The organism is Thermoactinomyces sp. CICC 10521 (assembly GCF_016055135.1).
In the GTDB taxonomy this organism is placed as follows: Bacteria; Bacillota; Bacilli; order Thermoactinomycetales; family Thermoactinomycetaceae; genus Thermoactinomyces_A; species Thermoactinomyces_A daqus.
Genome location: NZ_JAECVZ010000022.1, coordinates 1 through 20,195 on the forward strand (window position 1 = coordinate 1; position 20,195 = coordinate 20,195).

Below are 20,195 nucleotides of genomic sequence, written 5' to 3' on the forward strand. Positions count from 1 at the left end.
TCTGGATGAATTCGTCCTGAACATAGAAACCTTCCTTCGGAATGTTTTTTTATACCTTTTCAACAAAAAAGGCTGTTGACCTTCTTTGTCAACAACCTCAGGATGCTTTCGGACCAAAGCATCCTTTTTGCATTTTGTGTCACTCGGTGTATTCCAATTGTTTGGCCAAAATATCGTGAACGCGCCGCACTTCCTGCTGGCTGATCTTAAAGTAATATACCCCGTTGATCATTGCGTCTTCTCCCCGGAAAGTGACGGTCTTGATCCGGTTTCCGGAGATTCCCGCATACAGGTTTTGCAGCTTGATCCACTCGATGGGAGGGATGTCCGTTTTGATATTGTCGCCCAATTTTTCCATGACGTTATCCAGCTTGGTCAGTGAACCCCAATTGGTTCCTTTTTGAAGGATGGCCCGGATCAATTCCTGCTGCCTTTTGATGCGTCCAAAATCCCCGTTCGGGTCCGCTTTTCGCATGCGCACAAAGGTCAGCGCCTGATTGCCGTTCAGGTGCATCGGCCCTTTGGTGAAATGAACTCCTTCATATGTAAAGTCAAAGGGCACTTCTACATCCACCCCGCCCAGTTCATCGACAATTTCCTTTAATCCCTGCATATTGATTTTGACATACGCGTCAATCGGTAAATCGAGAAAATTTTCCACGGTGAGCCGGGTCAGCCGGGCACCTCCGTAGGCATAACTGTGGTTGATTTTCGTTTTTTCTTCCCTTCCCGGGATTTTTACCAAAGTATCGCGCGGGATATTGGTCAGAATCGCTGTTTTCGTTTGGGGATTAATGGCAGCGATCATAATCGTGTCCGATCTTCCGATGTCTCCTTTCCGTTCATCGACGCCCAGAAGCAAGATCGAAACCGGATCATTTGTCAAGGAGACGGCTTCTTGCCTTTTATTCGATTTGATGCGCGTCGAAGGATCATAGGCTCGTCCCATCGCCAGCCAGATCTGATAGGCATAATAGGCAAAAGCGATGACTATGGCGAAAATCAGGACGGAAAGAATGCGCAAAAATCGTCTTTTCAATGTGTTTTCCCCTCACTTGTCCAGATTGTGGCGGCAACGAAGACCGCGCTCATTTTCCATAACCCCACGATCCCACCGGCTGATTGGTTCTGTGCCGATGGCGTTTTATGGCGCCCCTCTTATCGTTATTTTCAATAAATTGAATTTATTTACAGATGGCTTTTTGCATTATAACAAATATTCAGCCAATGATCGAGGATGATTTTTGGAACCTGCATTGAATCCGATCCTGTGTTTTCCGGAAAGCGGCTTCGGAAACAACTAGTAAGAAAGACATCCCAAAGAGGTGTTGGCAATGAATATTGCGGAGGAAATGGTTCAGTCTCTGGAGGAAAAAGGGGTTCGCTATCTGTTTGGCGTTCCCGGGGAAGAAAATATTGATTTTCTGGAAGCGGTACGGAACTCCTCCATTCAATTTATCTTGACCAGACATGAACAAACCGCAGCGATGATGGCAGCGATGGTTGGCCGGTTAACGGGGATTCCCGGTGTTTGCCTGTCCACATTGGGGCCGGGGGCGGCCAACCTGGCGACAGGGGTGGCGACTGCCAATGCTGACGGTCTCCCTTTGATCGCGATTGCCGGGCAGGCGGAGACGAACCGACTGCATCATCCTTCCCACCAAATGGTGGATTTGCCTGAGTTTTTCCGCCCGATTACGAAGTGGAGCACGACGATTCGCCACTCGTCCGCGCCGCGGGAAACCATTGAGAAAGCATTCAACCTGGCCATGAGCGAGAAGCCGGGTGCCGTGTTTATTGAACTGCCGGAAGATCTGGCCGTAAAAGAAGGTGACAGCGTTACCGGGATTGCAAGTGCCCTGGGCAGGGTGGAAGCCGCGGAAATTGACATGAAACGGGCGGCAGAGCAAATCAATGCGGCTGAGATGCCGCTCATTTTAGCCGGAGCGGGCACTCTTCGCGGAAAGGCGAGCCGGGAAGTAGCGGCTTTATCGGAGAAGCTGTGTGCTTCTGTCCTGGAAACGTTTATGGGAAAAGGAGCGGTGTCATGGAGGCTGGACACGCATCTGGCCGCCGCCGGGACATGGGGGCGCGATTGGGCCGATGAAGCGATTGACAAAGCTGATCTCGTGCTGGCCATCGGCTATGATTATATCGAATATTCGCCTGTTCGCTGGAATAAGGAACGCAAACAGGTGGTTCATATCAACTGGCAAGAAGCGGAAGTGGATGCCCATTATCCGGTTGTTGCCAGCCTGATCGGAGATCTGTCATGCAATTTGGCACGCTTGACGGAGCTGGTAAGGGAGCGAACGGCCTTACCGGCTCCGTTTGCCGAGTTGCGGAGGAAAATTCGCCAAGAGTGGGAAGAGGCCGGACAGGACACGGCTTTTCCGCTAAAACCGTCCAAAATATTATATGACCTGCGCGCCGCGATGAATGACGATGATCTCGTTGTATGCGACGTCGGGGCGCACAAGGTCTGGCTCGGGCGGATGTTTCCCGTGTTTGCCCCTGATACGTGTTTCATATCCAACGGACTGGCAACGATGGGGGTTGCGCTTCCCGGGGCGATCGCAGCCAAATTGGTGAAGCCGGAGCGCCGGGTGGTGGCCGTTTGCGGCGACGGCGGATTCCTGATGAATGTGCAAGAGCTGGAGACCGCCGCCCGGCTAAAACTGCCGCTGGTGATTCTGCTGTGGAGAGACGGAGGTTACGGCTTGATCGAGTGGAAGCAGTTGGAAAAGTTCCGCCATTCTCACCATGTGACGTTTGGCAATCCCGATTTTGTCCATTTGGCGCGTTCCTTCGGAATAGAGGGCTGTCGGGTGGAGAAAGGGGAAGAGTTGCGTCCCCTGCTGGAGAAAGCTCTTCATGCGGAAGGGCCCGTTCTGATTGATTGTCCGGTCGATTACAGGGAGAATCTTAAGTTGGAAGAGAAAATCAGATTCGGTTGCGGAGATGAGACAAGATGAGGGAATTCGGATTATTTATCGAAGGCAAATGGGTGTCCGCGAAGTCCAACGCTTTGTTTGATCTGACCGGTCCGGCGACGGGGGAGGTGGCGGGCCGGGTGGTGGATGCCGCTCCCGAGGATGTGAAAAAAGCGACAATGACGCGGCTGATTTTCTTCTGTGGTACAGCGAAGAAGCAAAACGCATTTATGGAGAAACCATTTTGGCCTCCCATCCCCGCAAGCGCCTGTTTGTGATCAAGCACCCGGTCGGAGTTGTCGTGGCAATCACCCCGTGGAATTTCCCGGCGGCGATGATCACTTGCAAGCTTGGCCCGGCGCTGAAGGAGGCCGGCAGGGCCTTGAGGAGCATTTGGGAACGAAATACATCTCCGTCGGGGGAATTTGAGATTATGAACTTGAATATCGGAAAAGGGGAGCAAAAGACTGACCGTTTGCCGGCGGTTGGTCTTTTTTGCGTCCGGGCGAATGGCTGTTGACAGAATTGTAAAGCTTCTATTTATAAGCTCCCTTTGCTTATTATTTGTCCAGTTGGTAAGATTATTTACAGACAAAGGGAGTGTTTTCCGCTTTGTCGAGGGAGAAAAACCAACCTAATTGGAGAGGGGTTTATTGTCGATGAAGGTGTTAGTGACCGGCGGTGCCGGTTTTATCGGTTCGCATATTGTTGATCAGTTAGTGGAAAAAGGGGATCAAGTGGTTATTGTTGACAACATCTCCTCCGGAAGAAAAGAAAATATAAATGAAAAAGCCCGCTTTTACCAAATAGATATCACCGATTCCGATCTGTTGAATGTGTTTGAGCGCGAACGGCCCGAAGCGGTCATCCATCAGGCGGCGCAAATCCATGTTCATACCTCGGTGAAAGAGCCGATGTTTGATGCAACCGTGAACATTTTGGGAACCATTAATCTGCTTGAAGCCTGCCGAAAAACCGGTGTCAAAAAAGTGGTTTATGCTTCCTCGGCAGCGATTTACGGAAATCCCGAATACCTGCCCATCGATGAAAAGCACCCGGTCGCTCCGTTGTCCGGCTACGGCGTGTCGAAATATACACCCGAGCACTACTTCGCGATTTACCGTCAACTTTACGGATTGAATTACACGATTTTGCGCTACGCCAACGTGTACGGCTTGCGACAGGACCCGCGCGGGGAAGGCGGTGTTATCTCCATCCTGGTGGATAAATATCTGCGCCGTGAATCGTTCACTGTTTTTGGTGACGGGGAGCAGACCCGCGATTACATTTACGTGGGAGATGTGGCTCGAGCCAATATTATGGCCCTGTCACAAGGAGATGGTGAAGTGTTCAATGTGGGCACGGGTGTCAGCACATCGCTTAATGAAGTGGTAAAGCGCTTTAATGAGATCGCTGGGTATGAAAACAAGGTGGAATACGGCCCCGAACGGGAGGGGGATATCAAGCACAGCTATTTCAACAATGGAAAAATTCGCCGGGTACTCGGCTGGCAGCCGGAAGTGACACTTGAGGAAGGATTGCGTAAAACCTACGAATATTACCAGGATATCTACCGTAAAATGGACAAAGAAATGTAGAAACTAAAGAGGAATCCGGAGGACACAATTTCGCAACAAGCGGCCCGAAATCCATTCTTTTTTAACAAATCGGCTATTGTTTTTCAGGGCCATCTACAGTATACTTGGTTACAGTAATCGTTGAAACATTACTGTAATGTTACTGTCATTTTTGTAAACTTAACTTACGGACATAAGGGAACTGACCTTTGATCACTATACACAGCAGGAGTGGATAGCGGATGCGTTCAAAAATGGCCTATGAGAGCAATTCGCGCGCGTTTTCGGGCAAAGTTTCCACCTCTTCTTCACTGTACCCCGCTTTTAAGCGCGGTTTTGAGGTTTTCTTTTCGATTGCCCTGTTGATTTTCACGTTACCCGTATTGCTTTTGACCATGATCGCGATCAAGCTGGAATCGCCGGGCCCGGTTTTTTATAAACAAGAGCGTGTAGGGCTTAATGGAAAGACGTTTTACATTATCAAGCTGCGTTCGATGCGGACGGATGCGGAGAAAAACGGGCCGCAATGGGCAGCCAAAAATGACCCGCGCGTAACCCGGGTAGGCAAATTTATCCGCAAGACGCGGATCGACGAGATTCCTCAGTTGATCAATATTTTGCGCGGCGATATGAGCTTGATTGGTCCGCGTCCGGAGCGCCCTGTCTTTACCGAGCAGTTTGCCGAGGAAATTCCCGGATTTAAAAAGCGTTTGCTGGTGAAGCCCGGTTTGACGGGATGGGCGCAGGTAAACGGTGGATATGAGGCTACCCCTGCTGAAAAGTTTGAGATGGATATGTATTACATTCAACATCAGTCTTTCAAAATCGATATGCAAATCCTGTTGCGTACCGTCTGGGTTGTACTTTCCGGTAACGGAGCGCGTTAGGCCAAAAACGGGTGCCAGTCAGGGGCAACCCGTTTTGCGTTTATATTGAACATGAATGATAATTGTCTCTATTTTAAGCATCAGGTGCACCAGCGGCGTTTAAAAACAGAGCCGCAAGCAGTAATAAATCAACAGCCATAACGGGATGCTCAAACAGGAAGCATTCAATATTCCGATCCAAAAGGCTTTGCCGACAACCAGAGTTGTTTCCATGTCGGGCACCTCCATTTAACGGAAGGATGTATCTATATTATACGCCACGAACATGAGGGCTAGTGAGAAAATGGCGTTTTGTTAACGAAATGTAATGTCAGAGTAACAGTTGAGATATGAATGAAAACAGTTATGTTGATTCGATTACCATGCGCGGATCAAATTCATTATTCTGTTTTATGGATCAGGTCCATTGCACCCGCTTGTCCGTTGTTTTCCTGATTTTAGGTAAAGATAAAATAATTTTATTTATTGACTAATAATGTTCTGTGTGATAATTTATATTTCAGTTTGATGATACAATGAAATCAACGCGAATTTCTCTTATCGAGAGAGGGTTAGGGAACAGGCCCGATGACCCCTCGGCAACCATCTGTCCCCGGACAGAAAGGTGCCAATTCCTGCAGGGCAATTGCCCTGGCAGATGAGAGAAGGCGATAACGGCGTTTATCCCCTTTCTGCATCTGCGTGGAAAGGGGTTTTTTAGTGTGATTAAAGGTGGTGAAAAAATGATCGAGATCAATAATGTGATAAAAGAATATCCGGCACGTGGCAAAGGGGCGGCCGTAACCGCTCTTCAGGGAGTTTCCCTCAAAATCGAACGGGGCGATATTTTTGGGATTGTCGGTTACAGCGGAGCCGGGAAGAGTACATTGCTGCGCCTGATCAACGGTCTGGAAACCCCGACGAGCGGAGAAGTCATCGTCGATGGCAAGAATATTTCCGCGTTGAAAACAAAAGAGCTGCGTCAGGCGCGCCAAAAGATCGGCATGATTTTTCAGCACTTCCATTTGCTCTGGTCGCGTACGGTAAGGGATAATGTCGCCTTTCCGCTTGAAATCGCCGGAGTGCCCAAGCAGAAGATCGATGAGAAGGTAAATCACCTGCTTGAACGGGTGGGTTTGGCTGACCGGGCGAATGCCTATCCGTCCCAATTGAGCGGGGGACAGAAGCAACGGGTGGGGATCGCGCGTGCGCTGGCCAATGATCCGGATGTCCTGTTATGTGATGAGGCAACATCGGCTCTTGACCCTGAGACCACGGCTTCGATTTTGCAGTTGCTCAAGGAGATTCACAAGGATACCGGGATTACCCTTGTTCTGATTACCCATGAGATGAGTGTGGTCCGTGCAATCTGCAACAAAATGGCCGTCATGGAAAGTGGCAGAGTGGTGGAGACCGGAGCGGTGGAGCAAATTTTTCAGTCGCCGTCCCATCCATTGACCCGGCAATTTATTTACGGTGTGGGCACAAGCGAAGAGCAGGCAGTCAAAGAAGGCGGCAGAACCCTGTTCGTTTCCTTGGACAAGTTGCCGCAACTGGCGCAAATCGCCAAAGACCGCGGTCTTACCTGCCAGGTGACCGGTGAAGTCAGCGAAGCGGAAGAGAGCATTCAGGTCACACTGTCCGGGGAGAACAAAGAGGTGGAAGAAGCGGTAAATTTGCTTAACCGGAGGTGACAATTTATGGAACAAATAGCCTGGGATCAAGTTTGGCAAGCTACAAATGAGACGTTGTACATGGTCGGGATCTCTACCTTGTTCACTTTTTTGTTGGGAATTCCGCTGGGTGTGCTTCTGGTGGTGACCGATCGCGGTTATTTTTGTGAGAATCGCTTTGTGCAACGAGTGCTGGGGCTCGTGGTAAACATTTTTCGCGCGGTTCCCTTTATCGTCCTCGTTCTTTTCTTATTCCCGGTTGCACAATTTTTGATCGGAACCACTTTGGGACCTACCGCGGCCACCATCCCGCTGATTGCAGGAGCTGCTCCTTTTTATGCACGCATGGTCGAAACTGCGATTCGCGAAATTGACAAAGGCGTGATCGAAGCGGCGCAAGCGATGGGAGCCAGCCGTTTGACGATCATTTGCAAAGTGTTGCTTCCTGAAAGTCTGCCAGCCATTGTTTCCGGCTTGACCGTTACCTGTGTCTCTTTGGTCAGTTTTTCGGCAATGGCCGGGATCGTTGGCGGCGGCGGACTGGGAGATGCCGCTTACCGTTACGGTTTTCAGGGATTCAATAACGGCATGTTGTATTCTTGCGGTCTCATTCTTGTTGTCATGGTGCAAATCATTCAAGTGATTGGCGATGCGATTGCGCGTTATCTGGATAAAAGATAAGGGGTGTGCTAGTTGATGAAAAGATTGTTTTCGGTGTTTCTTGCGGCTGTCCTTTCTCTGGTCGGGCTGACAGCCTGCTCGCAGCAGCAAGAATCGTCCAATACGTTAACCGTTGGTGCCAGCGCCGTTCCCCATGCGGAGATTCTGGAGCACGTAAAACCGATTTTGGCCAAGGAAGGCGTAAATTTGAACATCAAAGTGTTCCAGGATTATGTCCTGCCAAATAAAGCAGTGGAAGAAGGCGATTTGGACGCCAACTATTTCCAGCACATCGTCTGGATGGACACGACCAACCAAGAGAAGGGTTATCATCTGGTCAAAGTCGTCGGGGTTCACATTGAGCCGATGGGGGCATATTCCCATAAGATTAAAAATATTAAAGAGCTGAAAGACGGAGCCACCGTCGCCATTCCGAACGGAACCAGCGAAGTTACCCGCGCACTGCTCCTGTTGGAGAAAAACGGCCTGATCAAATTGGACAATGACAAAGGGGTAAAAACAGTAAACAATATTGTTTCCAACCCCAAAAAGCTGCAATTCAAACCGTTGGAACCGGCAATGCTGCCCCGCGTGATCGATGATGTCGACTTGGATGTAATCAATACGAACTATGCCTTGCAAGCCCATCTGAATCCGACGAAAGACGCCTTGATCATTGAAGGCAAGGATTCCCCGTATGTGAATGTGCTGGCTGTGAAGAAAGGGAAAGAAAACGACCCGCGCATTCAAAAGCTGGCGAAAGCCCTCACTTCGCCTGACACCAAAAAGTTTATTGAGCAAAAATATAAAGGTGCCATCATCCCGGCATTTTAAAGTCTGAGTAACAGAAGAAAGACGCTCTCACTTCTCGTGGGGGCGTCTTTCTTCGCGTTCTTTAAATTCTTGTTTTCCCAGGACGATCTTTGCCTGGCCGTGTGTCCAATCGGTCACTTTTGCAATCAACTGCTGTTCTTCGCCTGCAGGTGTCCAGACGGGCCAGGTGACCACGTCGGTAAATTGCGGCGTTTCCAGCAGATACCCCGTTTTGTGCAGTTCGTGTTCCATCTTTCCCATAAAGGAGTAATCAAAGGTGAGCAGAACTTCCTGGTGCATGATGCGTTCGATGATTCCTGCCGCCTCGATCGCCGCGGCCGCTCCCTGGCTGTAGGCGCGAATCAGTCCGCCGGCCCCCAGCTTGATGCCGCCAAAATATCGGGTGACGACAATGGCCGTGTAGAGGAGGTCTTTGGCATGGATCACTTCCAATATGGGCCGTCCTGCCGTTCCCGCCGGTTCCCCGTCATCGGACGATTTTTGTTGAAGCTCAGTGACCAGATAAGCGTAGCAATTATGGGTGGCATCCCAGTGCTGTTTGGATATGTCATGAATGAATTGAACTGCTTCTTCTTCCGATTCCACCCTTTTCGCCCGGCAGATAAAGCGTGATTTTTGAATGATGATTTCCGTTTCGCCAAAAGATCCAATGGTGCGATATTTTTGGTTCATTTTGTTCACTACCTTCCATAATTTATTATAAAGAGAAAAATGGCCATAAAAAAGAGTGGCGGGTTTTATTTGCCGCCACTTTCTTCCGTACCGTTCACCCCTGTAGGGAGCCTTCAGAGTCAATTGCCGCATTTCCGTCCGGTTCGGGATGAAAATTCAATTGGTCTTGCAAGATCGTGATCACGCGTTGCCGTTCGGATGAATGCAAAATGTCGACATCCCCCACACCGGGAATCCGGTCAAAAGTGACTTTCATTTCAACCGTTTCGATGTTCTCCTTGGGGATTGTCCGATACAGGTTGATCAGGCCCGGGATGTCCGACAGATTGAAACTCATTTCAAAATTGTTCCCGACCGCCTTCATCACATCACCAAAATTTAATAAACCATTGGTGCTGGCAATTTGATCGATCAAGGTTGCGATCACTTCCCGCTGCCGTTCATTCCGCCCCAAATCGCCCCGCGGGTCCTGATGCCGCATACGGACGTAGGCAAGAGCCTCCGCGCCGTTTAAATGATGTTTCCCTGGTTCAAAGTAAACCATCTTTCCGCCGATGGCCCGCTGGTGAAAAGGAAATTTCACATTCACGTCCACCCCGCCAAGGGCATCAACAATGTTTTCAAACCCTTGAAAATTGATCTTGGCATAGGAATCGACCGGAACCTGCAACAGGTTTTCGATTGCTTCTCTCGTGTTTTCGACCGGCCCCACTTTTGTGCCGTAGGCTGCAGACCAGTTGATTTTGCCTTTCATGCCATTAGTGTTGGGGATGGTAACGTACAAATCCCGTGGGATGCTTACCACCTTTACGGACTTATTCTCGGGATTGACGGCGGCCAGGATGAGCACATCGGTGCGCCAGTCCTTGGAGTGCCCCCGCTGGTCGGTGCCGATCAGCAGAACGGTGAACGGATCTTTTTTCATCTCCACCTGTTTTGTCCGCATATCGGATTTGGGCAACTTTTTTCCGCTGTTGGCCGCCAGTGCCCCCCACATCTGCCAGGCAACACTGAATCCCAAAGCGACGCAGACAAGTATGACAATAGAGAGAAGTGTAAGAAAAATACGTTTCCCTTTCTTTTTTTTGACAGGAGACTTTATCTGGTCAGCCATTTCTTTTCCCACCCTGTCTGAGAAGCGAAGTATGAATCCGCATAATATAGATCATTCTATATTATTTATTCGAAAGGTGGCCGGATTTTATATAACTTTTTTCAAAATAAAATGTTACAGTTCGATAAAAGCTTGTAACCCGGAAATGATCCGTCTGCGTGGGGGGAGCGAAATCAGGATGGGAGGGGGCTTCGCTGACCGGTCATCAGGAATCCGGCCTACAACATACGTTCACGAAAACACAAATTTACAAGCAAAAAGCGACAGCTCAATAGCTATCGCTTTCACCGGTTGATTGACCGTTTGACTGATTGGAATCATCGGTGCCAACTCCGGCTCCGGTGGTACCGCCGGGTTGCGGTTTGATTCCCAGTTGCTCAGACATTATTTTATTGATGCGATCCCGTTCGGCCTGGTTCAGGATATCCACATCACCGACACCGGGGATTTTTTCAAACGTTACATTTGCCTGCAGCGTTTCAATGTTTTGTTGGGGAATGCTGCGGTACAGTTCGATCAGGGCAGGGATATCGGTGGCCTGGAAACTCATTTCAAAGTTATTGCCGACTGCCTTCATCACATCGCCGAAATTGAACACGCCTTCTGCACTGGCCATCTTGTTGATCAGTGCGGAAATAACTTCCCGCTGCCGTTCATTTCGTCCCAGATCGCCTTTGGGGTCCTGATGGCGCATCCGGACGTACGCGAGCGCTTCGGAGCCGTTTAAATGGTGTTCTCCAGGTTCAAAGTAAACCATTTTCCCGCCAATGGCTGCCTGGTGAAACGGAAACTTCACATTGACGTCAACCCCGTTGAGAGCATCGACGATATCCTCAAATCCCTGGAAATTGATTCTGGCATAGTAGTCGACGGGAATGTGGAGAACGTGCTCGATCGCCAGGCGGATATTTTGCACCTGACCGACGCCCGATTTGTAACCATAGTAAGGAGCAGCATTGATTTTGGTTTTGACTCCGCCGGAATTGGGAATCTCAGTATAGACATCCCGGGGGATGCTGACCAGTTTGATCGACTTCGTTTTGGGATTGACCGCGGCGAGAATCAGGACATCGGAGCGCCAGTTTGCTGTGTGTCCTCTCTGGTCTGTCCCGATCAGCAACACGGTAAACGGGTCTTTTTGAAACTCAACTTGGGACGTCCGCAAGTCCGATTTGCTCAATTTTTTGCCGCTGTTGGCAAACGCGCCCCAAATCTGCGTGCCGAAGTATGCACCGACACCTAAAATAAGAAGAATAAAGACTGTAAGAATACGAAAAGTCCACTTCTTTTTTCGCTTTTTCCGCACGCGATGAATGCGGCTTCTTTCTACTCTTTCCATTTTAATTCCTCACTTGCCGAAATTTTTTCATACGAACACATTTCACAATGGAAATGATAAAGACAAAGTTCACAGAGGGAAAAAGATTGGAAGAAATGCTTGTAAGGCTTGTAGTAAAACAGAGGTCTACGTTTTTTTATTTTATATAATAAATTCGTAAGTATCTATACATTTCTGCGTATTGTTTTTGAAAATAATAGAACAATTGGTGAGATGATATGCCTTTTATACGTGCTCTCCTAAGCATCCTTCTGCTGGCAGGGTGCTTTTTCCTCCCTGTCACCCGTTACCCGGATTTTGGGAGAAGCCAAACTGAAAAAGTTTGGCAGGAAAACTGGATTGTTGCCTGGCAGCAGAAGGCAGATCCCGCATTTTGGCATCAGGCGGTTTTATTGCGGAAATTTGTGTTGGCAGGCAGTGAAATCGACTTGGTTCGTCCCAAAAAAGGCGTGGATGTGAACAGCTGGCACAATAGTTGGAGCGCTGCCGCCGACGTACGGTACATGCAGCGCGACCGATCTTATCAGCTGAATGAAGGAGGATTGGAAGGAAGAGAACGGGAATCGTCCTTGTCTTTCAGTTACCTGGAGCAAATTCGGGCGTCAGAAGCCTGGAGCAAAGTTCCACCCTCCTCCCCTTCAGACCGTCCGGTGATCGTGGCGGTCATCGATACCGGCGTCGATTTGCATCACCCCGACCTTTCTCCTTTGCTCGTGCCGGGAGTCAATATTCTCAACCGGCAGGAAGCGCCTCAGGATCACTTTGGGCACGGGACAGAAGTGGCCGGGGTGGTAGCGGCGACGTGGGGCGGACTGCGCCGGGAGGGAGCGGTCGGAGCGGGGAAAATCATGCCGATCAAGGTGATGGAGAACGGGAGCGACGGAGAAGTATATTATACAGTTGAGGGGATGGAAGCGGCCATTAAGCGGAAGGCGGATATCATCGTTCTGGCACAGGGCAGCTGGACCTATTCCAAGCTGATGGAAGAGGCGGTGCAGGATGCGGAGAAAAAAGGAGTGTTGGTCGTTGCTGCTGCCGGAAATGCAGAATCCGATCTTAATGGCAACACCGTCTACGATTCGCCTCTTTATTATCCGGCGGCATTTCCCACTGTTCTGGCAGTCGGTTCGGTCAAAAATAACGGGTTGCATGAACCGACCTCCAACCAGGGGGATGGTCTCGATTTGACTGCTCCCGGAAACCGGATTGCCACTACCCGGTTGGGCGGGGGCTTTACCACGGATTCCGGCACGTCATTTGCGGCTCCGCAAGCAGCGGGAGTGGCCGCTCTTCTTTGGCAGCGGCATCGGGATTACACTCCCGGGCAGATCCGGCAACTCCTTAAGCAAACGGCACAAAAGAAACCGGGGGAACCGCGATGGGACCGGCAAAAAGGGTTCGGGATTTTGGATGCTGCCCGGGCGCTTTCCGGCAAGCTGAAACGGGATCCCTATGAACCGAATGATGAGCGTCATCAGGCGATGTCCCTGTCCCTGGATCAGGAGATGGATGCCGTTCTGCGTCCGGGTGACCGGGACTGGTTCCGCCTGGAGTTGCCCTGTCCCGGAACGCTGGTGATTCATCTCAGGCAGAATCGCGGGCATTTTCAAAAAACAAGGTTGTTTGTTGAAAATCCGCAAGAAAAGGATGTCCGCTCCTATCAGTTGCAAGGGATGAACCAGTTGCGGGTACCGGTTGAGAGAAATGACGTCTTTCTGGGATTCTCCTCCCCGGCCGGCGATGTCCCTGTCTCGTACAGCTTTCAGGTAAATTTCATTCCGCGGGCGGATCGTTATGAACCAAATGACCGATTGGCCCAGGCGGCACAGTTGGCGCTTCCGGGGAAGCAGGAAGTCATCGAGGCAACTCTTCACAAGCAGGGGGATCAGGATTGGTACCGGCTACCCCTGCCCCGTTCCGGTGAAGCGGAAGTGAAAGTGGAACCGTTGACTCCGAGGTTTGACCCCGTATTGCTGCAAATGCCGCAAGACGATTGGCACAATTGGAAAATAGATCAACATGGAGCCGGTGAAGCGGAGAGCCTGCGGGTTCCCGGAGGGAAAGGAGATCTGCTGTTTTCCGTTTCCGACTACGGGGGGAATATCATCAGTGAACCTTATCATCTGGTGATAACGGTCCGGCCGGCAATCGGGGATGGAAAAGATCACTCCACTCCGGACAAAGCGGCTTTACTATCTTCGGCCAAGTGGGTGAAAGGGGCATTGGCAGGTGGCGGAATCCCGGACTGGTATGTTATAAGCAGCACCAGAGAAGAGACAGTCACCTTTCTCTATCAGGCGGATCAGCCGGTAAAAAGGTTGGAATGGGCTGTTTATGATCACCATTTCTACGCTCTGTCCGGCGGGACCGTGACGCTGGCGAAAGGAGAGCGATTCAGCCAAACGCTGTCCCTCCCCTCCGGGCGGCATTATATCCGGGTGCGAACGGAAGAGGGTGGCCCGGTTCTCTACCAGATCCAACTCAAAAACAAAAAGTGGAAGAAAAACAGAAGGTGAATCCCCAAAGCAACAGTTGTAATTCCCTATTCTTTAGGTTATTCTATTGATGATGTAGAGACAGGTTCCCTTCACTTGGATAAAGCTTTATTCCAGGCTGGTTGACGGTCTGGCGGGGAGTTTCGAGGATGAACTGATAATCAAAAACCTTTCCTCGATGGGAAGGGTTTTTTATTGCGTCATTTTGCTAGCAAGGAGGAGAATGAATGGGAGAACAAAAACGCAGCCTGTTCACTTCAGAATCGGTTACGGTTGGTCATCCGGATAAAATCTGCGACCAGATTTCCGATGCCATTCTCGACGCCATTTTGGAAAAAGATCCGAATGCTCGCGTCGCTTGCGAAACTTCGGTCACTACCGGTTTGGTGCTTGTGTCGGGGGAAATTTCCACCCAATGCTATGTTGATATTCCGAAGATTGTGCGCCAAACGATTAAGGATATTGGCTATACCCGGGCAAAATACGGTTTCGACTCCGAAACCTGCGCCGTTTTGACCTCTATTGACGAACAATCGCCCGATATTGCAATGGGTGTAGATGTTGCATTGGAAAAACGCGAAGGTTCGATGACGGAAGATGAGATTGAAGCGATCGGCGCCGGGGACCAGGGACTCATGTTCGGGTTTGCTTGCAATGAGACACCGGAATTGATGCCGCTCCCGATCTCATTGGCCCATAAACTGGCACGCCGTCTCCATGAAGTGCGTGTCGACGGTACGCTGGAATACCTGCGTCCGGACGGAAAAACGCAGGTAACCGTTGAATATGAAGGAGATCAACCTGTACGCATCGATACGGTGGTTGTTTCCACCCAACACTCCGAACATGTCGCTTTGGAGCAAATCAAGAAAGATCTCATGGAACATGTGATTTTGCCGATTGTTCCCAAAGAGATGCTCGATGATAATACCAAGTACTTCATCAATCCGACCGGACGATTCGTCATTGGCGGTCCGCAGGGAGATGCCGGTTTGACCGGACGTAAGATCATCGTTGATACTTACGGAGGTTATGCCCGTCATGGAGGCGGTGCCTTCTCCGGCAAAGACCCGACCAAGGTTGACCGCTCAGGAGCCTATGCCGCCCGCTATGTAGCGAAAAACATCGTTGCTGCCGGACTCGCTGACAAGTGCGAAGTGCAGCTTGCTTACGCCATCGGGGTAGCCCGTCCCGTTTCCATCCGCATTGATACGTTTGGCACCGGGAAAGTAAGTGAAGACAAATTGGTCGAATTGACAGAGAAATTCTTTGATCTGCGCCCGGCCGGCATTATCCGCCAATTGGATTTGCGCCGCCCGATCTACCGTCAAACGGCTGCCTATGGTCACTTTGGCCGCACGGATGTCGATTTGCCGTGGGAACGCACGGATCTTGCCGACACCTTGAAAAAAGAAGCGGGGCTTTAAATTTTAGGGCTGAGAAACGAAATCTCAGCCCTTTTTCTTTTTTGATGACTTTTTCTGCCAAATTCCCCGTTCATTCTCTCTTTTTCCTTTCTTCTCGCCTTCTTTTTTGTTTCATAACTGTTTTGTTCGTGGTAAAATTTGAATAAGGGTGAATATTGCGAGAAAGGAGTGACCCCTTTGCCCATGAGGAAGCCGGAGACAGGCCACCTCGAAGGAAGTGAATTTTCAGGTACGGACATCCAACCGCTGATCCGGGTTTTACTGGCAGACCCCGACACCGAATACCGGGAGCAAATTAAAACAGCCATCAAGAGGACAAAGAATATGGTGATGGTGGGGGAGTGTACGGACGGAATTGATGTCCCGCTTCTTTGCGGATCGACCAAACCGCATGTTGCCGTCATCAATCTGTACCTTCCGCGGATCGACGGAGTGGAAGTAACGAACCGTCTTTGTCAAATGGCTCCTCAAACCAAGGTGTTAATCCTTTCTGAGCATGCTGACCCTTATGTTATTGAAACGATTCGTTCCGGCGCTGCCGGGTATATGTTAAAAGATATGAAAGTAGAGCCCATCATTGAAGCGATTCGCGTGATTGCACACGGGGGCGTGTATATTCACCCGATCATGATGGGAAGACTGGTGAACGAATTTCGAAGATTGAGCCGAATGGAAGGGAGTATTTGTTATCATTACGCTTTGACTCCTTCCATCCCGTGGCAAGAGGTTCTCACCTATCGGGAAATGGAAGTTTTACGATTAATGTCACAGGGTAAAAATAATCGAAGTATCAGTGAACATTTATTTATCAGCGAAAAAACTGTTAAGAACCATGTCAGTAATATTCTTTATAAACTGAATGTTCAAGATCGGACGCAGGCGGTTTTGCTCGCGATGAAGTATGGATGGGTTCAATTGATTTGAAAAGAGCCTGTTATCAGTCGAGGTCTGTGTCACAGTCCCTACCTTTTTGGCATAAGATATAAAGAAGGAGGGGCAATACGATGGAACTTTGGGTTCTGTGGAGTGTAGCCCTTTATATTGTCATGTTTTATCTGGCAAAAAAGTTGTCCCATTATTTCGGTAATTATTATCACAACAAAGCCGTGCACTTGGTCATGATCACCAAAAACAGCCAGCATTCCGTCGAGTGGATGATTCGCTCTTACCATGTTTCCAACAAGTCAAAAAGGAAAAAAGCAGGCAAAATTACCTGCATCGACGTGGGCTCGACCGATGATACGCTGTTGATCCTCGAGCGGTTAAAACAGCGCTATCCCAATCTGGAGATCGTTCGCATCACCCCTGGTGAAGGAGCGGAAGAGCGAATCAAGGAATGGCTTGAGTCGAAGAGGAACAGTACGGAAAAATGGCTTGTGCTCGACCTGCGGGATTCGGATTCCTCACAGGATACGGAACGGAGTCTTGCCTGAAAAAAAGCCCCGGGGATGTGATCAGCCGTCCCTTGGGTTTTTTTCTTGATGTCCACTGGAAAAAAGAGGGATTTTTGATGAGGTTCTGTTTTTACCGATTGGAAGGAGAAGCCGATGGAAGGATGAGTATCGCGCCGGAAGTCGACTTTTTCCATTGGCAAGAGCAAGGAAAGCAAATCGCGGAAATGATTGAATCGTCATCGATTGGACAAGAATTTGCCGGGAACCGGGGAAGAAAGAACGCTTTCGGTCCGGCACTGCGGGAAGCGCCCATGATGGGAGAAGAAATGACCGCGGTGCGCGAACTGGCGGCAGAGATTCACCCGCTGCTGGCCGGAAGAGTGCTGCTGTGGGAAGAAGTGGAGCGCCTTCTTCGCAAATACGAAAAGTGGCCTGGCTCCTTCCTTATGCGCCGGGCCTTGCAATGGCTCAGCCTGTCGGGAATGGCGGACATCAGACCGGCTGTTCGCTCTGCGGGCCCGCCGGTCACCTGGAAGTGTGAACGGTGCGGATACCGGGGGCCGCTTCTCAGGCAAACTCCTTGTGCGATCTGTGGGGAAAGATGCGTCGTTTGCGAGCATTGCCTGTTGCTCGGTCGGGCGAGAACCTGCTTTCCGCTGTTTATCTTTTCTCCTCCGGACAATCGCACGTTTGCCGGTTCTGAAATCGCTTGCCGGACTGCTCCGCTGACAGAAGCCCAGGCCAAAACAGTGGAGAGAATCAGGGCGAACCTTAGCCAACACAGGCAGGTTCTGGTCTGGGCGGCCACCGGCAGCGGCAAGACGGAGATGATGATGACGATCGTGGCGGACTGGCTGAATCGGGGAAAAAAAGTGTTATGGGTTACTCCGCGCAAAGATGTGGTGTTGGAATTAAAGCCCCGTCTGGAAAAGGGATTTGCCGGCAGAAGGGTGATCGCTCTCTACGGCGGATCAGCCCAAACGCTGGAAACGGGTGAGTTGGTGATTGCCACGGCACACCAAGCCCTGCGCTTTTATCGGTCGTTTGAGCTTGCGGTGGTCGATGAAGTTGACGCATTCCCCCTCTATGGCAACAGGGCGTTGGAGGAGGGAATCGGACGGGCGCTTTCACCCGGGGCAAAGAAAATTTTGCTGACTGCCACTCCCCCGCCGGAATGGAAGGCGCTCGGGCGCAGAGAGATTTTACCGACAGTTTTGCTGCCGGTTCGCTACCACGGTTATCCTATGCCTGAACCGGCCTTGAAGCGGGAGTGGCGGCTTTGGCAGAAGATAAGCAAGAGGAAACCGATCCGTCCGCTTTCCGCCTTTTTGCGTCAGGTGGTGGAGCGGAAAGGACAAGCCTTTCTCTTCGTGCCGCGGGTGGAAGACGTCAGCCGGGTGTTGCGCTGGATGAAATGCTGTGAGCCGGACTTTTACCGAGAGGCCCGGGGTGTTTTCGCCGGCGATTTGCAGCGGGAACAGACGGTGCGCCATTTTCGGGAGGGCAAATGGCGGTTTCTGGTGACGACGACGATTTTGGAGAGGGGAGTGACGGTTCCCGCGATCCATGTTGCCGTCATCGGTGCAGATCATCCGGTGTTTACGGCGGCGGCGCTCGTTCAGATGGCGGGCAGAGCAGGAAGATCATCTTCCTACCAGGAGGGAGAAGTATGGTTTTTGACCGATGAAAAGACGGATGCCCAATTGCGGGCAAAAAGGGAGATTAAATGGTTAAATGATTGTGCGAAGAAAGAAGGATTTCTCAAAGATGGGGCGTATAATCTTTGAAGGAGTATGGTCGTCTCTCTTTTCCCAGCCTCCCACTTGCGAGTTTTGTACGGCATTCGTTCGCCGCCCGTCTCCGTTTGCTCCGGTGCGGGAGAGAATCTGTTCCACCTGTCTGGCGGGAGTTGAACTGATTTCCGGGCCGTTTTGCCCCGTTTGCGGGCGGAAGCAGGAGGCTGGTGCTGATCATCTTTGTCCCGATTGCCTGCGTCTTGCCGAAGAAGAGCGGATTGTAAACCGCAGTCCTGTGGTTTACAGCGGAAAGGCAAAAGAATGGGTGTCGTTGTTCAAATATCGGGGTAAAGAAAGTTTGGCGACACCGATGGGCCGGTGGATGGCAGAGGTGGTTCAAACCCATTTTGCTCATACGGGAATATCGGTGATCACCTTTGTTCCATTACATAAGGAGAAGAAAGCGGAACGCGGATTCAACCAGTCGGAACTTCTGGCCCGCGTGATCGGTGCAAGGCTTGGGTTGCCGGTTTTGCCTCTGCTGGGAAGAGAGAAAGATCTTGCTTCACAAAGCAGGCGCAATCGGCAGGAACGCCTGCTCGCTCTGAAAGGAGCATTTCAAATTGAAGGTGAAGGTTGTGAGAAATGCATACGGGACCGAACAGTTCTTATTGTTGATGATGTGTATACGACAGGCACAACGCTGAGGGAGTGTGCCAAACCGCTGCTGGTATCAGGAGCAAGCCGAGTTTACTCGGTCACGTTTGCTAGATAAAAAGAGTATAGAAAAGGAAAAACTCGTCAACACCAATAGATAGCATCCCTTTTAAGACTATCGGTTTGAAGGAGAGTTGAAAATGAATAAAACGGAATTGATAGAACGCGTTGCCGAGAGCACGGGCAAAACGAAAAAGGAAGCGGGAATTATCGTCGATTCGGTATTGCAGACGATCTCGGAAGCGCTTAGCAAAGGGGAAAAAGTAACCCTGATTGGCTTTGGAAACTTTGAAGTGCGCGAACGTGCTGCAAGAACCGGCCGCAACCCGCAGACCGGCGAGGAGATTGAGATCAAAGCCAGCAAAGTGCCCGCTTTTAAAGCCGGTAAACAGTTGAAAGACTTGGTGAACCAGTAAGATTCATCATTTGCTGAGGCCGCCGTTTTCGGAAGAAAACCGGAGACGGCGGTTTTTATTTGTGACTGTTTGATGAATTGCATTTAATACTGACATTGTTTTATAATAAATCTAAAACTTAATAATAGTTTGTACTCATATTTTTTGAAATTTAAGGTAATAAGAGAGAGGTTATGTGTACAAATCGGGATCATTCCCTTCCTTTAAGATGCGATATTACGGGATTGTAAAAAAGGGAGCATACAATTGCCGAAAGAGATCAAATTTAACGGCACTAATGACAAAATTTTCTAAAAATATTCCGGTTATTCTCCTTTGGCAAAGTAATTTTGCCTGGATCTG

General features: G+C 50.1%; 17 protein-coding genes, 1 pseudogene and 1 riboswitch. Of the genes and pseudogenes, 14 read left to right on the forward strand and 4 right to left on the reverse strand.

The features are described from left to right. Positions 1–139 precede the first annotated feature (139 nt). A complete protein-coding gene (locus I8U17_RS13555) occupies positions 140–1,039 on the reverse strand; it encodes an LCP family protein (RefSeq protein ID WP_198059546.1) in 900 nt (299 codons plus the stop codon). Positions 1,040–1,334: 295 nt separating this feature from the next. Between I8U17_RS13555 and I8U17_RS13560 the strand changes: the two genes are divergently transcribed. The 7 genes and pseudogenes from I8U17_RS13560 to I8U17_RS13595 all read left to right on the forward strand — a co-directional run bounded on the left by I8U17_RS13560 (position 1,335) and on the right by I8U17_RS13595 (position 8,543). Then, on the forward strand, positions 1,335–2,975 hold the full coding sequence (locus I8U17_RS13560; RefSeq protein WP_198059547.1) for an acetolactate synthase large subunit: 1,641 nt from the start codon (positions 1,335–1,337) through the stop codon (positions 2,973–2,975). After that, positions 2,972–3,297, forward strand: a pseudogene (locus I8U17_RS13565) (aldehyde dehydrogenase family protein); the annotation flags it as partial. The gene I8U17_RS13560 and the pseudogene I8U17_RS13565, both read left to right, overlap by 4 nt. A gap of 295 nt (positions 3,298–3,592) precedes the next feature. Then, on the forward strand, positions 3,593–4,531 hold the full coding sequence (locus I8U17_RS13575; protein WP_033100366.1) for an SDR family oxidoreductase: 939 nt from the start codon (positions 3,593–3,595) through the stop codon (positions 4,529–4,531). A gap of 221 nt (positions 4,532–4,752) precedes the next feature. Continuing rightward, entirely contained in the window at positions 4,753–5,397 is a 645-nt protein-coding gene (locus I8U17_RS13580) for a sugar transferase (RefSeq protein ID WP_033100365.1), read from the forward strand. A 534-nt stretch (positions 5,398–5,931) separates the two neighbouring features. Further along, positions 5,932–6,041: riboswitch (SAM riboswitch) on the forward strand. 78 nt (positions 6,042–6,119) lie between these two features. Continuing rightward, positions 6,120–7,070: a methionine ABC transporter ATP-binding protein gene (locus I8U17_RS13585; RefSeq protein ID WP_033100364.1), complete on the forward strand. Its 951-nt coding sequence runs from the start codon at positions 6,120–6,122 to the stop codon at positions 7,068–7,070. A 6-nt stretch (positions 7,071–7,076) separates the two neighbouring features. Beyond that, entirely contained in the window at positions 7,077–7,730 is a 654-nt protein-coding gene (locus I8U17_RS13590; protein ID WP_033100363.1) for a methionine ABC transporter permease, read from the forward strand. 15 nt (positions 7,731–7,745) lie between these two features. Continuing rightward, positions 7,746–8,543 carry a MetQ/NlpA family ABC transporter substrate-binding protein gene (locus I8U17_RS13595; protein ID WP_152568508.1) on the forward strand — a complete coding sequence of 266 codons (798 nt, stop codon included), beginning with the start codon at positions 7,746–7,748 and terminating at the stop codon, positions 8,541–8,543. Positions 8,544–8,570: 27 nt separating this feature from the next. On the opposite strand, the gene I8U17_RS13600 is transcribed toward I8U17_RS13595, so the two are convergent. The 3 genes from I8U17_RS13600 to I8U17_RS13610 form a co-directional block, all read right to left on the reverse strand. After that, a complete protein-coding gene (locus tag I8U17_RS13600) occupies positions 8,571–9,215 on the reverse strand; it encodes a YigZ family protein (protein WP_033100361.1) in 645 nt (214 codons plus the stop codon). 94 nt (positions 9,216–9,309) lie between these two features. Next, positions 9,310–10,329: an LCP family protein gene (locus I8U17_RS13605; RefSeq protein ID WP_198059548.1), complete on the reverse strand. Its 1,020-nt coding sequence runs from the start codon at positions 10,327–10,329 to the stop codon at positions 9,310–9,312. Between the two features lie 268 nt (positions 10,330–10,597). Beyond that, complete coding sequence (locus I8U17_RS13610; RefSeq protein ID WP_198055533.1) at positions 10,598–11,668, reverse strand: LCP family protein; 1,071 nt, start codon at positions 11,666–11,668, stop codon at positions 10,598–10,600. A 218-nt stretch (positions 11,669–11,886) separates the two neighbouring features. On the opposite strand from I8U17_RS13610, the gene I8U17_RS13615 reads away from it, so the two are divergent. From I8U17_RS13615 to I8U17_RS13645, 7 genes are all read left to right on the forward strand, one after another. Further along, a complete protein-coding gene (locus tag I8U17_RS13615; protein WP_198059549.1) occupies positions 11,887–14,184 on the forward strand; it encodes a S8 family peptidase in 2,298 nt (765 codons plus the stop codon). Positions 14,185–14,390: 206 nt separating this feature from the next. Beyond that, on the forward strand, positions 14,391–15,590 hold the full coding sequence (gene metK, locus I8U17_RS13620; protein WP_033100359.1) for a methionine adenosyltransferase: 1,200 nt from the start codon (positions 14,391–14,393) through the stop codon (positions 15,588–15,590). 183 nt (positions 15,591–15,773) lie between these two features. Further along, complete coding sequence (locus I8U17_RS13625) at positions 15,774–16,514, forward strand: response regulator transcription factor (RefSeq protein WP_198059550.1); 741 nt, start codon at positions 15,774–15,776, stop codon at positions 16,512–16,514. Between the two features lie 80 nt (positions 16,515–16,594). Next, a complete protein-coding gene (locus tag I8U17_RS13630; protein ID WP_033100357.1) occupies positions 16,595–17,023 on the forward strand; it encodes a glycosyltransferase family 2 protein in 429 nt (142 codons plus the stop codon). A gap of 77 nt (positions 17,024–17,100) precedes the next feature. Beyond that, the gene (locus I8U17_RS13635; RefSeq protein WP_198059551.1) at positions 17,101–18,771 is read left to right on the forward strand and encodes a DEAD/DEAH box helicase; all 1,671 of its coding nucleotides are present in this window, start codon (positions 17,101–17,103) and stop codon (positions 18,769–18,771) included. Continuing rightward, on the forward strand, positions 18,752–19,495 hold the full coding sequence (locus I8U17_RS13640; protein ID WP_198059552.1) for a ComF family protein: 744 nt from the start codon (positions 18,752–18,754) through the stop codon (positions 19,493–19,495). The genes I8U17_RS13635 and I8U17_RS13640 overlap by 20 nt, the downstream gene beginning before the upstream one ends. Positions 19,496–19,577: 82 nt before the next feature. After that, positions 19,578–19,853, forward strand: coding sequence for an HU family DNA-binding protein (locus I8U17_RS13645; RefSeq protein WP_033100356.1), 276 nt, complete (start codon positions 19,578–19,580; stop codon positions 19,851–19,853). Positions 19,854–20,195: the final 342 nt, after the last annotated feature.

Coding starts and splice junctions, on each gene's coding strand:
- I8U17_RS13560 (WP_198059547.1), top strand. CDS start 1,335: ATGAATATTGCGGAGGAAATGGTTCAGTCTCTGGAGGAAAAAGGGGTT.
- I8U17_RS13580 (WP_033100365.1), top strand. CDS start 4,753: ATGCGTTCAAAAATGGCCTATGAGAGCAATTCGCGCGCGTTTTCGGGC.
- I8U17_RS13600 (WP_033100361.1), bottom strand. CDS start 9,215: ATGAACCAAAAATATCGCACCATTGGATCTTTTGGCGAAACGGAAATC.
- I8U17_RS13590 (WP_033100363.1), top strand. CDS start 7,077: ATGGAACAAATAGCCTGGGATCAAGTTTGGCAAGCTACAAATGAGACG.
- I8U17_RS13630 (WP_033100357.1), top strand. CDS start 16,595: ATGGAACTTTGGGTTCTGTGGAGTGTAGCCCTTTATATTGTCATGTTT.
- I8U17_RS13635 (WP_198059551.1), top strand. CDS start 17,101: ATGAGGTTCTGTTTTTACCGATTGGAAGGAGAAGCCGATGGAAGGATG.
- metK (WP_033100359.1), top strand. CDS start 14,391: ATGGGAGAACAAAAACGCAGCCTGTTCACTTCAGAATCGGTTACGGTT.
- I8U17_RS13575 (WP_033100366.1), top strand. CDS start 3,593: ATGAAGGTGTTAGTGACCGGCGGTGCCGGTTTTATCGGTTCGCATATT.
- I8U17_RS13595 (WP_152568508.1), top strand. CDS start 7,746: ATGAAAAGATTGTTTTCGGTGTTTCTTGCGGCTGTCCTTTCTCTGGTC.
- I8U17_RS13615 (WP_198059549.1), top strand. CDS start 11,887: ATGCCTTTTATACGTGCTCTCCTAAGCATCCTTCTGCTGGCAGGGTGC.
- I8U17_RS13610 (WP_198055533.1), bottom strand. CDS start 11,668: ATGGAAAGAGTAGAAAGAAGCCGCATTCATCGCGTGCGGAAAAAGCGA.
- I8U17_RS13605 (WP_198059548.1), bottom strand. CDS start 10,329: ATGGCTGACCAGATAAAGTCTCCTGTCAAAAAAAAGAAAGGGAAACGT.
- I8U17_RS13640 (WP_198059552.1), top strand. CDS start 18,752: ATGGGGCGTATAATCTTTGAAGGAGTATGGTCGTCTCTCTTTTCCCAG.
- I8U17_RS13625 (WP_198059550.1), top strand. CDS start 15,774: ATGAGGAAGCCGGAGACAGGCCACCTCGAAGGAAGTGAATTTTCAGGT.
- I8U17_RS13585 (WP_033100364.1), top strand. CDS start 6,120: ATGATCGAGATCAATAATGTGATAAAAGAATATCCGGCACGTGGCAAA.
- I8U17_RS13645 (WP_033100356.1), top strand. CDS start 19,578: ATGAATAAAACGGAATTGATAGAACGCGTTGCCGAGAGCACGGGCAAA.